Annotated in this window: 12 protein-coding genes; 6 read left to right on the top strand and 6 right to left on the bottom strand. The window is 69.6% G+C overall.

Features of this window, described 5'->3' with window-relative positions:
* Positions 1-243: 243 nt before the first annotated feature.
* From H9658_RS15785 to rpmG, 5 genes are all read left to right on the top strand, one after another.
* A complete protein-coding gene (locus tag H9658_RS15785; RefSeq protein WP_225210025.1) occupies positions 244-1,515 on the top strand; it encodes an efflux RND transporter periplasmic adaptor subunit in 1,272 nt (423 codons plus the stop codon).
* 155 nt (positions 1,516-1,670) lie between these two features.
* Positions 1,671-4,883 (top strand): efflux RND transporter permease subunit, encoded by a 3,213-nt coding sequence (locus H9658_RS15780; protein WP_191826060.1) that lies wholly within the window; start codon positions 1,671-1,673, stop codon positions 4,881-4,883.
* 3 nt (positions 4,884-4,886) lie between these two features.
* On the top strand, positions 4,887-5,552 hold the full coding sequence (locus H9658_RS15775; RefSeq protein WP_191826059.1) for a cation transporter: 666 nt from the start codon (positions 4,887-4,889) through the stop codon (positions 5,550-5,552).
* A 172-nt stretch (positions 5,553-5,724) separates the two neighbouring features.
* Positions 5,725-5,961, top strand: a complete 237-nt coding sequence (gene rpmB / locus H9658_RS15770; protein WP_003467012.1) for a 50S ribosomal protein L28 — start codon at positions 5,725-5,727, stop codon at positions 5,959-5,961.
* A gap of 10 nt (positions 5,962-5,971) precedes the next feature.
* Entirely contained in the window at positions 5,972-6,139 is a 168-nt protein-coding gene (gene rpmG, locus H9658_RS15765; RefSeq protein WP_170867542.1) for a 50S ribosomal protein L33, read from the top strand.
* A gap of 230 nt (positions 6,140-6,369) precedes the next feature.
* Here rpmG and H9658_RS15760 read toward each other — a convergent pair whose 3' ends face one another.
* From H9658_RS15760 to H9658_RS15735, 6 genes are all read right to left on the bottom strand, one after another.
* The gene (locus tag H9658_RS15760) at positions 6,370-7,257 is read right to left on the bottom strand and encodes an amidohydrolase family protein (RefSeq protein ID WP_318241388.1); all 888 of its coding nucleotides are present in this window, start codon (positions 7,255-7,257) and stop codon (positions 6,370-6,372) included.
* An 11-nt stretch (positions 7,258-7,268) separates the two neighbouring features.
* Positions 7,269-8,291, bottom strand: a complete 1,023-nt coding sequence (locus H9658_RS15755) for an amidohydrolase family protein (protein ID WP_191826057.1) — start codon at positions 8,289-8,291, stop codon at positions 7,269-7,271.
* Between the two features lie 28 nt (positions 8,292-8,319).
* Positions 8,320-9,621 (bottom strand): carbohydrate porin, encoded by a 1,302-nt coding sequence (locus H9658_RS15750; RefSeq protein WP_191826056.1) that lies wholly within the window; start codon positions 9,619-9,621, stop codon positions 8,320-8,322.
* A 93-nt stretch (positions 9,622-9,714) separates the two neighbouring features.
* A complete protein-coding gene (gene dctA / locus H9658_RS15745; RefSeq protein WP_191826055.1) occupies positions 9,715-11,031 on the bottom strand; it encodes a C4-dicarboxylate transporter DctA in 1,317 nt (438 codons plus the stop codon).
* Positions 11,032-11,073: 42 nt separating this feature from the next.
* A complete protein-coding gene (locus H9658_RS15740) occupies positions 11,074-12,108 on the bottom strand; it encodes a 4-oxalomesaconate tautomerase (RefSeq protein WP_179570546.1) in 1,035 nt (344 codons plus the stop codon).
* Between the two features lie 70 nt (positions 12,109-12,178).
* Positions 12,179-12,853, bottom strand: coding sequence for a 4-carboxy-4-hydroxy-2-oxoadipate aldolase/oxaloacetate decarboxylase (locus tag H9658_RS15735; protein ID WP_191826054.1), 675 nt, complete (start codon positions 12,851-12,853; stop codon positions 12,179-12,181).
* A 101-nt stretch (positions 12,854-12,954) separates the two neighbouring features.
* Here H9658_RS15735 and H9658_RS15730 point away from each other — a divergent pair, with 101 nt between their 5' ends.
* Positions 12,955-14,214 (top strand): LysR family transcriptional regulator, encoded by a 1,260-nt coding sequence (locus H9658_RS15730; RefSeq protein WP_191826053.1) that lies wholly within the window; start codon positions 12,955-12,957, stop codon positions 14,212-14,214.
* The last annotated feature ends 8 nt before the right edge of the window (positions 14,215-14,222 follow it).

Below are 14,222 nucleotides of genomic sequence, written 5' to 3'. Positions count from 1 at the left end.
GTCGCACGACGCCGCACGCTGTGCCAGCACCGCGCGCGACATGCAGCGCTGGCGCTGTGCATAGCGCCGGCCGATGCCAGCCGCTCTGCGGACACGGCGATCGCCAGCGCCGATCGCGAGGATCCGCCGCCTGCCATGCCGTCGCGCGCGCCGCGCCATGCGGCGCCGGCGAATGCCATCGCGTCCGCCCCCCTTCTCCCGATGCCTGGCGCCCGCCGCCGGCATCTTTCAGGACTTCCTACGATGAAACTCAAATCCGCTGCGCTGATCGCGCCGCTGTTGCTTGGACTGCTGCTCGGCGGTTGCGCCGGCGCGGGCGATGACGCCAGCCACGACGAAGCCGATGCGCATGGCGACGGCGGCGAAGCCCATGCCGAGGAAGCACGCAAGGGCGCGCATGGCGGCCGCCTGCTCGAACAGGACGGCGCCGCGGTCGAACTGGCGATCGCCGAGGACGGCACGCCGCCGACCTACCAGGCCTGGCTGTACCGCGACGGCAAGCCGTTGCCGCCGGCCGCCGGCAGCGTCGAGGTGCAACTCAAGCGCCTGGGTGGCGTCGCCGAGACCCACCGCCTGCGCGCGCGCGACGACGGCAGCCTGCTGGCCGACAGCGTGGTGCGCGAGCCGCATTCGTTCGACGTCGAGGTGCGCGCCACGGTGCAGGGCAAGGCGCTGCGCTGGACCTATCCCAGCTACGAAGGCCGCACCGGGATCGCGGCGAAGATCGCCGCCGATGCGGGCATCCGCGTGGCCCCGGTCGGCCCCGGCAGCATCGCCGACGAGCACGAGGTGCAAGGCCTGCTGACCCCGGCCGAAGGCGCCCAGGCGCAGGCCACCGCGCGCTTCCCCGGCCCGGTGCGCAGCCTGCGCGCCAACGTCGGCGACCGCGTGCGCGCCGGGCAGGCGCTGGCCACGGTGGAAAGCAACCTGAGCCTGACCACCTACACGATCAGCGCGCCGATCGCCGGCACCGTGCTGGCGCGCAACGCCAGCGTCGGCAGCAGCGCCGCCGAGGGCCAGGCGCTGTTCGAGATCGCCGACCTATCCACGCTGTGGGTGGACCTGCACATCTTCGGCGCCGATGCCGGCCACATCGCCGCCGGCGCGCCGGTGACGGTGACGCGGATCAGCGACGGCACGGTCGCGCAGACCACGCTGGAACGCGTGTTGCCGGGGACCGCCACGGCCAGCCAGAGCACGGTGGCGCGCGCGGTGCTGCGCAACGAGGACGGTTTGTGGCGGCCGGGTTCGGCGGTGAAGGCGCGGGTCACGGTGGCGCAGCAACCGGCCGACCTGGTGGTACCGGTGACCGCCTTGCAGACCTTCCGCGACTGGGACGTGGTGTTCGTGCGCGTGGGCGAGACCTACGAAGTGCGACCGCTGCAACTCGGCGCGCGCGATGCGCGCCAGGTGCAGGTGCTGTCGGGGTTGAAGGCCGGCGACCAGGTGGTGGTGGAGCAGAGCTACCTGGTCAAGGCGGACATCGAGAAGTCGGGGGCGTCGCATGATCATTGACCTGCGCACCGCGCCCTGGCCCCCCTGTAGGAGCGGCTTCAGCCGCGACAGACACCCGACCGTAGACGCGATGCCGGCAGAGCGGTCGCGGCTGAAGCCTCTCCTACAAAAGAGCGGCGCGCCATGCGACTGCCCCGCACACGGAGGCCGCCGCCATGCTCGCTAACCTGATCCGCTTCGCCATCGCGCAGCGCTGGCTGATGCTGGCGCTGACCGGGGTGCTGATCGCGATCGGCGCATGGAGTTTCTCGCGCCTGCCGATCGACGCCACGCCCGACATCACCAACGTGCAGGTGCAGGTCAACACCGCCGCGCCCGGCTATTCGCCGCTGGAGGCCGAGCAGCGCGTCACCTTCCCGCTGGAGACGGTGCTGGCCGGCCTGCCGGGGCTGGAATCCACCCGCTCGCTGTCGCGCTACGGGCTGTCGCAGGTCACCGTGGTGTTCGCCGACGGCACCGACCTGTACTTCGCGCGGCAGCAGGTGGCCGAGCGCCTGCAGCAGGTGAAGGCGCAGTTGCCGCCGGAGCTGGAGCCGCAACTGGGGCCGATCGCCACCGGCCTGGGCGAGATCTTCATGTACACGGTCGAGGCCAAGCCGAACGCGCGCAAGCCCGACGGCAGCGCCTGGACCGCCACCGACCTGCGCACGCTGCAGGACTGGGTGGTGCGGCCGCAACTGCGCAACGTGCCGGGCGTGACCGAGGTCAACACCATCGGCGGCTATGCGCGGCAGATCTACATCACCCCGGATCCGGCGCGGCTGGTCGCGCTCGGTTTCACCCTGGACGACGTGGCGCGCGCGGTCGAGGCCAACAACCGCAACGTCGGCGCCGGCTACATCGAACGCAATGGCCAGCAGTTCCTAGTGCGGGTACCGGGGCAGGTCAGCGGCATCGCCGAGATCGGCGCGATCGTGCTGGACCGGCGCGAAGGCGTGCCGATCCGGGTGCGCGACGTGGCCCAGGTCGGCGAAGGGCCGGAACTGCGCACCGGCGCCGCCACCCAGGACGGCAGCGAGGTGGTGCTGGGCACGGTGTTCATGCTGGTCGGCGCCAACAGCCGCGCGGTGGCGCAGGCCTCGGCGGCCCGGCTCGAACAGGCCAATCGCAGCCTGCCGCCGGGGGTGCAGGCGGTGCCGGTGTACGACCGCACCGCGCTGGTCGACCGCACCATCGCCACCGTGGCCAGGAACCTGGTCGAAGGCGCGCTGCTGGTGATCGCGGTGCTGTTCCTGCTGCTGGGCAATTTCCGCGCCGCGCTGATCACCGCGGCGGTGATCCCGCTGGCGATGCTGTTCACCCTCACCGGCATGGTCCGCGGCGGCGTGTCCGGCAACCTGATGAGCCTGGGCGCGCTGGATTTCGGGCTGATCGTCGATGGCGCGGTGATCATCGTGGAGAACTGCCTGAGCCGCTTCGGCCAGGCGCAGCAGCGCCTGGGCCGGGTGCTCAGCGCCGCCGAGCGCTTCGAGCTGACCGCGCAGGCCACCGCCGAGGTGATCCGCCCCAGCCTGTTCGGCGTGGGCATCATCGCCGCGGTGTACCTGCCGGTGTTCGCGCTGACCGGCATCGAAGGCAAGATGTTCCACCCGATGGCGATCACCGTAGTACTGGCGCTGACCGGGGCGATGCTGCTGTCGCTGACGTTCGTGCCGGCGGCGATCGCGCTGACCCTGGGCGGCAAGGTCGCCGAGCACGAGAACCGCGCGATGCGCTGGGCGCGGCAGGCGTATGCGCCGCTGCTGGACGGCGCGCTGCGCCACGCGCGCTGGATCGGCGCCGGCGCGCTGGCGCTGGTGCTGCTGTGCGGCGTGCTGGCCACGCGGCTGGGCACCGAGTTCATCCCCAACCTCGACGAAGGCGATATCGCCCTGCATGCGCTGCGCATTCCCGGCACCAGCCTGGAACAGGCGATCGCCATGCAGTCCACGCTGGAGCGGCGGATCAAGCAGTTCCCGGAAGTGGCGCACGTGTTCGGCAAGCTCGGCACCGCCGAGGTCGCCACCGACCCGATGCCGCCGTCGGTGGCCGACACCTTCCTGATCATGAAGCCGCGCGCGCAATGGCCCGATCCGCGCAAGCCCAAGGCGCAGCTGCTGGCCGAGATCGAGGCGGCGGTGCAGCAGTTGCCCGGCAACAACTACGAGTTCACCCAGCCGATCCAGATGCGCATGAACGAGCTGATTTCCGGCGTGCGCGCGGACGTGGCGATCAAGCTCTACGGCGACGACCTGGACACGCTGGTGGAGGTCGGCCGGCGCATCGAGGAGGTGGCCAGGACCGTGCCCGGCGCGGCCGACGTCAAGCTCGAGCAGGCCACCGGCCTGCCGATGCTGACCGTGGTCCCGGACCGCATCGCGCTGGCCGGCTATGGGCTCAATCCCGGCGTGGTGCAGGACACGGTGGCGGCCGCGGTGGGCGGGCAGGACGCCGGGCAGCTGTTCGAGGGCGACCGCCGTTTCGCCATCGTGGTGCGCCTGCCCGAGGCGTTGCGCCAGGATCCGGCGGCACTGGCCGACCTGCCGATCCCGCTGCGCGGCGACGGCGAGCGTGGCGACGCCGACGAGTCCAGCCGCGCGCCCGGCTGGCGCAGCGGCACGCCGATCACCGTGCCGCTGCGCGAGGTGGCCAAGGTGGACACCGTGCTGGGGCCGAACCAGATCAACCGCGAGGACGGCAAGCGCCGCATCGTGGTCACCGCCAACGTGCGCGACCGCGACCTCGGCGGCTTCGTCGCCGAACTGCAGCGCCGCGTGCAGGCCGACGTGGAACTGCCCAGCGGCTACTGGATCGGCTACGGCGGCACCTTCGAGCAGCTGATCTCGGCCGGGCAGCGCCTGGCCTGGGTGGTGCCGGCCACGCTGCTGCTGATCTTCGCGCTGCTGTACTGGTCGTTCGGCTCGCTGCGCGACGCGGCGATCGTGTTCAGCGGCGTACCGCTGGCGCTGACCGGCGGCGTGGTCGCGCTGGCGCTGCGCGGCATCCCGCTGTCGATCTCCGCCGGCGTCGGCTTCATCGCGCTGTCCGGGGTGGCGGTGTTGAACGGGCTGGTGATGATCGCCTTCGTGCGCAAGCTGCGCGAGGACGGCCTGCCGCTGGCGCAGGCCTTGCGCGACGGCGCGCTGGCGCGGTTGCGGCCGGTGCTGATGACCGCGCTGGTGGCGGCGCTGGGCTTCGTGCCGATGGCGTTCAACGTCGGCGCCGGCGCGGAGGTGCAGCGGCCGCTGGCCACGGTGGTGATCGGCGGCATCGTCTCGTCCACGCTGCTGACCCTGCTGGTGCTGCCGGTGCTGTACCGCTGGCTGCACCGGCGCGACAATGCCGCATCGGCGTCCGCCCCGGCGGATGCTCCGACCTTGGCGAGGTGAGCGATGGCCGACAGCTGCTGCGGTTGCGGCAAGACCCTGGATGTGGCGGCGATGCAGGCGCGCCAGCGGCGGGTGCTGTGGTGGGTGCTGGCGATCAACGCCGGCACCTTCGCGATGCTGCTGGGCAGCGCCTGGCACAGCGGCTCGGCCTCGCTGCTGTCCGGCAGCCTGGACAACCTCGGCGATGCGCTGACCTATGCGCTGAGCCTGGCCGTGGTCGGCGCCAGCCTGGCGGCGAAGGCGCGGGTGGCGCTGCTCAAGGCCGCGCTGATCCTGGCCGCGGCGCTGGCGGTGGCCGCCGGCATCGGCTGGAAGCTGCTGCACCCGCAGCTGCCGCTGTTCGAGAGCATGGGCGTGGCCGCGGCGCTGAACCTGGCGGCGAACCTGCTGTGCCTGCGCCTGCTGTGGCCGTACCGCCGTGGCGACATCAACCTGGCCTCGGCCTGGGCGTGCTCGCTCAACGACGTCTACGAGGGCGGCGCGGTCATCCTGGCCAGCATCGCGGTGTGGGCGTTCGGCGCCGGCTGGCCGGACCTGCTGATCGCCGCGGCGCTGCTGCTGCTGTTCCTGCGCTCGGCCTGGCAGGTGGCGCGGCGCGCCTGGGCGGAACTGCGCCAGGCCCGCGCGGCGGCGGTAAGTGCTTGCGACACAAGGGAAAGGCATGCATAATGCGCGGCTCGCTGTGCCCGACTGCTGTCGGGCCGGCGGCCGGACACGCGATTTCCGGCCGGCCTCTCCCAGCGTAACTGCTTGATTTCCCACGTCGCGTGGTGGCCGCAAGGCTGCCGGGGCCGCCGTCTCCCAGGCTATGGGCGACTCAAACTATTTATCGAGGTGCGTAATGTCCCGCGTATGCCAAGTGTCCGGCAAGCGTGTGCAGACGGGTAACAACGTCTCCCACGCCAACAACAGAACCCGTCGTCGCTTCCTGCCCAACCTGCACGAGCGCCGCTTCTGGGTCGCCAGCGAGAACCGCTGGATCAAGCTCCGTGTTTCCGCGCATGCGTTGCGCACCATCGACAAGAACGGGATCGATGCCGTTCTGAAAGAGCTGCGCGCGCGCGGCGAAAAGGTCTGAGGAGTAAACAATCATGGCAGGCAAGCGTGACAAGATCCGTATGATTTCCTCGGCCGCCACCGGCCACTTCTACACCACGGACAAGAACAAGAAGAACACCCCGGGGAAGATGGAAATGATGAAGTACGACCCGGTCGTGCGTAAGCACGTGCTGTACAAGGAAGGCAAGATCAAGTGATCGACTGATCGCTGGATCGCCTTTCGAGGTCGACACGGAACCCGCCGCAAGGCGGGTTTCGTCTTTGTGGCGCGCGGCCTCGCTGCGATCGACTCAGGCAGCTTCGCCCGCTGCGGTCGGGCCAGCCCATCCGCTGCGGCGTGGCGATCGGACCCGGCGACGCCGGGCATGACGCCGAGGCAGCGAATGGCCGCTCGGCTTCCGCCAATCCCGAATCCCCAATCCCGGCCTCACCAATACAAGCGCATCGGATTGTCCACCAGCAGCTTGCGCTGCAGTTCGGCGGTCGCTGCGATGCGCGGGATGAAGTCGACCAGCATGCCGTCGTCGGGCATGTGCTGTTTCATGTTCGGGTGCGGCCAGTCGGTGCCCCACAGCACGCGCTCGGGGAAGCGCTCGACCAGGTGCTTCGCGAACGGTACCACGTCGTCGTAGCCGGGCGGTCCGAGGCGCGACAGCCGTTCCGGACAGCTGACCTTGCTCCAGATGTTGTCGTGCTCGGCCAACAGGCGCACAAAGCGCTGGAATTCCGGCCCGTCCACCGGCTTGCTCACATCCGGCCGGCCCATGTGGTCGACCACCACCGTGGTCGGCAGCGAGGTGAAGAAATCCCAGCGCTCCTCCAGGTCGGCCGCCTCGAAATACACCACCACCTGCCAGCCGAGCGCGGCGATGCGGTCGATGATGCGGCGGTAGTAGGCATCGGGCTTGGGATCGACCAGGCGGCGTACGAAATTGAAGCGCACCCCGCGCACGCCGGCATCGTGCAGTTCCTGCAGCTCCGCGTCGCCGACGCTGTCGCGCACTGTGGCGATGCCGCGCGCACGCGCGCCGGCGGCGCGCAGCGCATCGACCAGGGCGCGGTTGTCGGCGCCGTGGCAGGTGGCCTGTACGATCACATTGCGTTCGAAGCCGAGGAAATCGCGCAGCGCGAACAGCCGCTCCTTGCCGGCGTCGCACGGCGTGTACTTGCGCTCGGGCGCATACGGGAACACCTCGCCCGGGCCGAACACGTGGCAGTGCGCGTCCACCGCGCCCGCCGGCGGCACGAAGCGCGGCTTGCTCGGGGCCGGATCGAAATCCAGCCAATCGGCATCCTTGCGGAACGTGCGCGTCACAAGCGTTCCCATCACAGGCCCCTCGCCGTCAGCTGCGCATCCAGGCGCGGATACACGCGCCGCGCGTTGCCTTCGAACACCTTGCGCTTGTCGGCATCGCAGATCGTCAAGGCATCGATGTAGCGCTTGGTGTCGTCGAAGTAGTGGCCGGTGTGCGGATCGATGCCGCGCACCGCGCCCACCATCTCCGAGCCGAACAGGATATTGCCGATGTCGATCACCTCGAACAGCAGGTCGATGCCGGGCTGATGGTAGACGCAGGTGTCGAAGAACACGTTCTTCATCACGTGTTCGGCCAATGGCGGCTTGCCGAGCATGTCGGCCAGGCCGCGGAAGCGGCCCCAGTGGTAGGGCACCGCGCCGCCGCCGTGTGGAATGACGAAGCGCAGCTCGGGGAAGTCGCGGAACAGGTCGCCTTGCAGGAACTGCATGAACGCGGTGGTGTCGGCGTTGAGGTAGTGCGCGCCTGTGGCGTGGAAGTTGGCGTTGCAGCTGCCGGACACGTGCACCATCGCCGGTACGTCGAGTTCGACCATCTTCTCGAAGAACGGATACCAGGCCTTGTCGGTCAGCGGCAGGCCGGTCCAGTGGCCGCCGGACGGATCCGGGTTGAGGTTGCAGCCGACGAAGCCGAGTTCGTTCACGCAGCGCTCCAGCTCGGCGATCGAATGCGCGATCGGCACGTTCGGCGACTGCGGCAACTGGCACACGCCGATGAAACTGTCCGGGTACAGCTGCACCACGCGCGCGATCAGGTCGTTGCAGCGCCGGGTCCAGACCTGGCTCACCGCCTCGTCGCCGATGTGGTGGGCCATGCTGCTGGCGCGCGGCGAGAAGATGGTCATGTCGGCACCGCGTTCGCGCAGCAGCCGCAGCTGGTGTTGCTCGACGCTGTCGCGGATCGCGTCGTCGGAGATGCGCGGATAGTCCGGCGCCGGTTGCGTGGGGTCGTCGAAATGCGCGACCTGCGCCTTGCGAAAGGCGTCGTGCGCGGCCGGCGCGGTGGTGTAGTGGCCGTGGCAGTCGATGATCATGGCAAGCCTCGGTGGGGGAGGGAAGGAATCACCAGCCGAACAGCTGGGCGAAATGCACGTCCACACGCAGTCCCAGGATCAGCGCATCGGGGATGTCGGTGATGCGGGTGGGGGCGTAGATCGGATCGGGATTGATCACGTACTGGAGGTTGGGCATCAGCACGATGCCGGGCCGCAGCGCGTAGCCGTAGCTGATCTCGCCCAGGATCTCGTCGTTGTGCGGCGTGCCGCTGCCGCCGTGGCGGATGCGGCGGTCGCGCAGGTAGGCCATCTGCTCGGGGTCGAAGTGAGTGTCGGAGACGAACATCGCGAAGGTGTCCTGGTCGCGGCCGGCGAAGGTACCGGCCTTCACCAGCCCGGCGGCGGCGAAGTACTGCACCGCGGCGACGTTGCCGGTGTTGACGAAGTAGCGCCCGAACAGCGCCAGGTTGCGCTTGCCCGCGCCGCGCCATACGGTCTGGTCGGCCATCGCATAGGCGCCGGTGCGGGCGCCGTCCAGGCTGGCGAAGGCCTTGCCGGTGAGCCCAGCGGAATTGCCGTTGACGTCGAAGTACGGACTCTTGCCGCCGTCGCTGTTGCGATAGGCGCCGATGCGTACGGTGAGCGGCAGGCGTGCGTTGGCGAAGCTGGTTTGGTAGCCGATCTCGCCGGCGCTGAGGGTGCCGCTGCCTTCGCCCAGGGAGAAGTCCAGGCCGTTCTTGCCGGCGGCATTGAGCGCGTTGTCGTAGTCGAACACGCCGGCCTGCGCGTACCAGCGCGCATCGAAGTCGTAACGCAGCATCGCCGCCCACGACGCGTTGGGATAGGCGGTAATGCCGATGTCGGTGATGGGGCCGAATGGAGTCAGGCAGATCGCGTTGCTCATGAACGCGCAGTTGAGCGGCGAGTTGTTGAAGTAGCTGTTCAGCGGCGCGCGGCCAAGGGTGACGCTTAGGCCGTTGTCGAAGCGGTGCTTGACGGTGAGCCGGGTCAGGCGCCCGCCGGCGACCGGGCGCCAGGTCTGCTGCAGGCTGATCGAACTGCCGATTTCCTCGCGCGCCAGGTTGTCACCGGCAAACCATGCGGCCTGCAAGTCGACCTCGGTATTGCGCACGCCGAACAGCGTGTCCAGGTCGAACCTGGACTGGGCCATGAACCAGTACGAGGCGGCGGTGCCTTGGTCGGCGCCGCCGACGGGATTGCCGGCCACGTTGCCGACGAAGTCGACGGTCAGGTCGACGCCGTCGGGCGCCTTGCCGGCCTTGGCGGTGGGCGTGGATGGCAGCGCGGCCTGCGCCAGCGCCGGTGCGATGGCGCCGCCGGCGAGTCCGCACAGCAGCAGGGCCAGCATGGAAGGTGTGATGCGAGACACAGCGCCTCCTGTCCGGCCTCGCGGCCGGAATGGCGTAAGCGGGGGGCGCCCCAGCGCAGCCGGGGCAGGCGATCAGGATTGCGTGACGGCGACAGGGTGACGGCGGCGCAGCGCGCGGTTGCCGACGTACTCGGCGAGCACGGCGTGGTCGAGCTTGCCTTCCCACTTGGCGATCACGATGGTGGCCACCGAGTTGCCGACCAGGTTCACGAAGGTCAGGCCCTCGGCCAGGATGCGGTGGATGCCCAGGATAAGCGCGATGCTCGCCACCGGGATGGTGCCGGTGGTGGACAGCGTCGCCGCCAGCACCACGAACGCCGCTCCGGCCACGCCGGCTGCGCCCTTTGAGGTGAGCAGCAGTACCGCGATCAGGCCCAGCTCGTGCCAGACGGTCAGTGGCGTATTGGTGGCCTGCGCCAGGAACACCGCCACCGTAGTCAGGTACAGGCAGGTGCCGTCGAGGTTGAACGAATAGCCGGCGGGGATCACGAAGCCGACCACGCCCTCCTCGCAGCCGAGCTTCTTCATCTTCTCGATCAGCCGCGGCAGCACCGTCTCGGTGGAGGTGGTGGCGGCGACGATGACGATCTCGTCGCGGATGTACATCAGCAACCGCCACAGGCTGACGCCGCACCACCAGCACACCGTGCCGAGCACGAGCACGGTGAACAGTGCGCAGACCATGAAGAACTCGATGATCAGTTCGCCCAACGCCATCAGCGAATCGGCGCCGAACTGGCCGACGGTGAAGGCGATCGCGCCAAACGCGCCGATCGGGGCGAAGTACATGACGTAACCGATGACCCGGAACAGCGTCTGCGATGTGGCTTCGATCACCCGCATCACCGGCTCGCCGCGCTCGCCGATCGCCGCCAGGCCGACCCCGAACAGCACCGACACGAACAGCACCTGCAACACGTGGGCTTCGGTGAAGGCGCTGACCAGCGTGGTGGGGATGATGTTCATCAGGTAGGCGCTGATCGACTGGTCGTGCGCGGTATTGACGTAGTTCTTGATGCTGTTGCCGTCCAGGCTGGCCGGGTCGATGTTCATGCCGGTGCCGGGCTGCCACAGGTCGACTGCGACCAGGCCGACGATCAGCGCCAGGATGGTGATCGCCTCGAAATAGATCAGCGATTTCAGCGCCAGCCGGCCCACGCTGCGCATGTCGCGCATGCCGGCGATGCCGTGCACCACGGTGACGAAGATGATCGGCCCGATCATCATCCGGATCAGCTTGATGAAGGCATCGCCGAAGGGTTTCATCGCGGTACCCGTCGCTGGCGCCAGCCAGCCCAGAAGCACGCCGATCAGGGTGCCGATCAGCACCTGAAACCAGAGTTGTCCGAAGATTCCGAAGCGGCGCGGCCGCTTCTCCACAACTGTCATAACTACCCTCCCAGGCAATTGATGGTGAACGCCGGTGCCGGTTCAGTCGAACAGGTATCCGTCGAAGAGCTTGCGGGCGGTACGCAGGACTGCGGCCCGGACCACCGCACCGTGTGCATCGAGATCGATCACGCAGCCGGTGGCGCCGCTGGGGTGTTCGACCTGGAGGTGTTGGCTGCGCCCACCGGGCAGTTGCGCCAGCGCGTGCGCCGGAGATTGCGGCAGCAGGCAGGCGGTGGCGACGCTGACCGCGCCGAGCACGCCGATCGAGGCGTGGCAGCGGTGCGGGATGAACGAGCGGACGCAGATCGTGCCGCCGTCGCGCGGCGCGGCGACCATCATCATCTTCGGCACGGTCTGGTCGGCGACCTCGCCCAGGCGCATGCGCGGCCCGGCCTGCAGGCGGATCGCCTCCAGCCGTGCCTTCAGCGCGGCGTCGGCGTCGAGCGTGTCGCGGTCCTCGTAGCCGCCGATGCCCACGTCGCTGGCGCGCAGCACCACGCACGGCATGCCGTTGTCGATCAGCGTCACCGCGATGCCGTCGATCTCGTCCACCGCGTTGCCGCTGGGCAGCAGCGCGCCGCAGGACGAGCCGGAGATGTCGGCGAACGCCAGCGGGATCGGCGCGGCGGTTCCGGGCACGCCGTCGATGCGCGCATCGCCGTCGTAGCGGACGTAGCCGTCCGGCGTCTGCACCGTGGCGGTGGCGAGCTTGCCGGTGTTGCGCATGAAGATGCGTACTTCGGTCCGCTCGCCGCTGGCGGCGACCAGGCCGCGCTCGAGCGCGAACGGGCCGACCGCGGCCAGCATGTTGCCGCAGTTCTGCGCATCGCTGACCAAGGCCTGGTCGACATGGACCTGCAGAAACAGGTAGTCGACATCGGCATCGTCGCGGCTGGAGCGCGACACCACCGCGACCTTGGAGGTCAGCGGATCGGCGCCGCCCATGCCGTCGATCTGGCGCACATCCGGCGAGCCGTAGGTGCGCAGCAGGAAGGCATCGCGCGCGGCGCGGTCTGCCGGCAGCGCATCGGCCAGAAAGAACCCGCCCTTGGAGGTGCCGCCGCGCATCCACATCGCGCGCACGCCGTGCCTGGGCCGGCTGCGGACGTCCGCGGCGGCCGCCGGCGTCGCTACGCGAACCGGATCATCCGACATAGGTCAGGCCCTTGGCGGCCAGGCGCTCGCGCATGGCATAGATGTCCAGGCCGAGCTCGCCGTTGGCCAGGCGCTCGCGCTTGGCCTGCTCGCGCACCTCGCGTGCCTGCGCCTCTGCCAGCACGCGCGCGGCATCGGCGCGCGGTACCACGCAGACCCCGTCGTCGTCGGCCACCAGCACGTCGCCTGGCTGGATCAGCGCGCCGGCGCATACCAGCGGCAGGTTGACCGAGCCCAGCGTCTCCTTGACCGTGCCCTGCGCGCAGATCGCGCGGCTCCAGACCGGGAAGCGCATCGTGGTGAGATCGCGCACGTCGCGCACCCCGGCATCGATGATCAGGCCGCGGCAGCCGCGCGCCTGCGCAGAGGTGGCGAGCAGGTCGCCGAAGTAGCCGTCGCAGCAGTCGCTGGTCGGTGCCACCACCAGCACGTCGCCATCGCGCAGCTGTTCGATCGCCACGTGCATCATCCAGTTGTCGCCCGGCGGCACTGACACGGTGACCGCGCTGCCGGCGATGCGTGCGCCGGCGTAGATGGGGCGCAGCCGGTGGTGCAGCAGGCCGCTGCGACCCTGCGCCTCGTGCACGGTGGCGACGCCGGCCTGGGCCAGGCCATGGAGCAGTGCCGGGGCGGTGCGCTCGATCTGTGTGACGACCTTGGACATCCATCCATCCTTCGTTAGGGATGACGAAGTCTGTGTGCGGAAGCTCGAACAGCTCAAGATCGTTTTGCGATATAGCCATTGGCTTTAGTTATAGTTGGGATGTGGAGGCGAAATCCGAACTCAACCTGCGGCACCTGCACGCGCTGGCTGTGGTGCGCCACGTCGGCGGCATCAGCGCGGCCGCGCCGCTGGTCAATCTCTCGCAGCCAGCATTGACCCAGGCCATTGCGCGGCTGGAGGGCCAGTTCGGCCTGGCTCTGTTCGATCGCCAGCCCGGCGGCATGGCGGCCACCGAGGCCGCGCAGTTGCTGGTGCCGCGGATCGAGCGCGCGTTGGGCTACATCGCCCGCGGCGTTCAATTGGCCAGACGTTCGCAACGCTTGCCGGCGATCGCGGCGGTGGAGCGGCGGGTGAGCCTGGGCCAGTTGCGCGCGCTGGCCGCGGTCGACACCGCCGGTAGCTATTCGCTGGCGGCGGAGCGCTCGGGCGTGTCGCAGCCGGCGATCTACCGTGCGGTGCACGAGCTATCCGAGTCGATCGAAGTGCCGTTGACGGTGCGCCGCGGCAGGACCGTGCAGCCGACCCCGGCGGCCACGCGCATGCTGCGGCTGGTGCGGCTGGCGCTGTCGGAACTGGGCGCCGGCCTGGAGGACTTGGCCGGGCTGCGTTCCAAGGATGCTGGCCGTGTGACCCTCGGCGCGATGCCGCTGGCGCGGGCGATCCTGTTGCCGCAGGTGCTGGCGCGATTCGCGCGCGCGCACCCTGGCGCCACCGTCAACGTCGTCGAGGGCCCGTACGCGGAGTTGCTCGGTCATCTGCGCGAAGGTGGGTTGAATCTGCTGATCGGCGCGCTGCGCGACCGGCTGCCGGTGCGCGACGTGGTGCAGGAAGGCCTGTTCGACGACGACCCGGTCATCGTCGGCCGCGCCGGACATCCGCTGGCCGGACGCGATTTCGGCTTCGCCCGGCTGCTGGAGTTTCCGTGGGTGGTGGCTGCCACCGGCGCGCCGGTGCGTGCGCGCTGGGAGCGCATGTTCCGCGAGCAGGCGCTGGAACCGCCGCGCTTGCGCATCGAGTGCGGCTCGGTGCTGATCATCCGCGGCCTGTTGCTGGAGGACGACTGGCTGACGCTGATGTCGCGCGACCAGTTCCTGTTCGAGCGCCGCGCCGGCTTGCTGTGCGAGATCGGCACGGCGGGCCCGAGCGTGCGCCGCCGGATCGGCATGACCACGCGCGCCGACTGGTATCCGACGCGGCTGCAGTCCGCGTTCGTGGCCACCTTCCGCGCAGTGTGCGCCGAACGCGAGGCATCGCCGGCGCTGGCCGCCTGGCCGTTCCGACATCCGGCCCCGTCGCGCTGAGAATGCTT

Origin of the sequence: Xanthomonas bonasiae, assembly GCF_014836395.1 — a bacterium.
In the GTDB taxonomy this organism is placed as follows: Bacteria; Pseudomonadota; Gammaproteobacteria; order Xanthomonadales; family Xanthomonadaceae; genus Xanthomonas_A; species Xanthomonas_A bonasiae.
Note: the sequence above shows the minus strand (reverse complement) of the source record. Positions and strands in the feature narration are given on the sequence as shown.

Coding starts and splice junctions, on each gene's coding strand:
- H9658_RS15785 (WP_225210025.1), top strand. CDS start 244: ATGAAACTCAAATCCGCTGCGCTGATCGCGCCGCTGTTGCTTGGACTG.
- H9658_RS15780 (WP_191826060.1), top strand. CDS start 1,671: ATGCTCGCTAACCTGATCCGCTTCGCCATCGCGCAGCGCTGGCTGATG.
- H9658_RS15775 (WP_191826059.1), top strand. CDS start 4,887: ATGGCCGACAGCTGCTGCGGTTGCGGCAAGACCCTGGATGTGGCGGCG.
- rpmB (WP_003467012.1), top strand. CDS start 5,725: ATGTCCCGCGTATGCCAAGTGTCCGGCAAGCGTGTGCAGACGGGTAAC.
- H9658_RS15755 (WP_191826057.1), bottom strand. CDS start 8,291: ATGATCATCGACTGCCACGGCCACTACACCACCGCGCCGGCCGCGCAC.
- H9658_RS15750 (WP_191826056.1), bottom strand. CDS start 9,621: ATGCTGGCCCTGCTGCTGTGCGGACTCGCCGGCGGCGCCATCGCACCG.
- dctA (WP_191826055.1), bottom strand. CDS start 11,031: ATGACAGTTGTGGAGAAGCGGCCGCGCCGCTTCGGAATCTTCGGACAA.
- H9658_RS15740 (WP_179570546.1), bottom strand. CDS start 12,108: ATGTGGATGCGCGGCGGCACCTCCAAGGGCGGGTTCTTTCTGGCCGAT.
- H9658_RS15735 (WP_191826054.1), bottom strand. CDS start 12,853: ATGTCCAAGGTCGTCACACAGATCGAGCGCACCGCCCCGGCACTGCTC.